Below are 566 nucleotides of genomic sequence, written 5' to 3' on the forward strand. Positions count from 1 at the left end.
AATACTAACGTATTAAGGGGCTTTTCTTTGTCTAAATGATTCTGCCTATCGTAGTTTTTTATAAGATTCTTCTTTACATTGGACTTACTGTGGCCGTAGTATTTAATGTTCGGTGGAGTCTTTATCGTTGTTAATATACTATTTTACTTTAACGATAATCTTAGGGTGTGTTTACTTATAAAATAAGGGATGACACTAAAATTGCCCCATACGGCCTTCTGAGTCTTGCTAAGGTATTCACATCATCTTCGATTTAGGCCTTGTCTGGAACAATTTTAGTTATCAGCAGCGCCTATTTGTGAATATCAAACAGGCCCTAATTTAATCTCTTCATCAGAATTTTTGATTTCCATTTAGATAAGTAGAGAGAGTCATGGCAGTTGATTTTAGTAACACGTTGATAGTCGCAATTTCTGCAACTGCGCTATTTGATTTATCAGAATCTGAAAATCATTTACTTCAACTTTTGCAGCAACGTCCTGATGATGCGATAAAAGAATTTCGTGACTATATGATCGAACGTGAGGATGAGCCTTTAACTATAGGTGCAGGCTACCCTTTGATTC

Annotated in this window: 1 protein-coding gene; it reads left to right on the forward strand. The window is 35.7% G+C overall.

The window, feature by feature from the left end:
- Positions 1-373 precede the first annotated feature (373 nt).
- A partial coding sequence (locus ACT3QP_RS15030) for a 5'-nucleotidase (RefSeq protein ID WP_444526061.1) occupies positions 374-566 on the forward strand: 193 nt, incomplete at its 3' end.

Origin of the sequence: Psychrobacter sp. AOP7-B1-24, from assembly GCF_052376215.1 — a bacterium.
In the GTDB taxonomy this organism is placed as follows: Bacteria; Pseudomonadota; Gammaproteobacteria; order Pseudomonadales; family Moraxellaceae; genus Psychrobacter.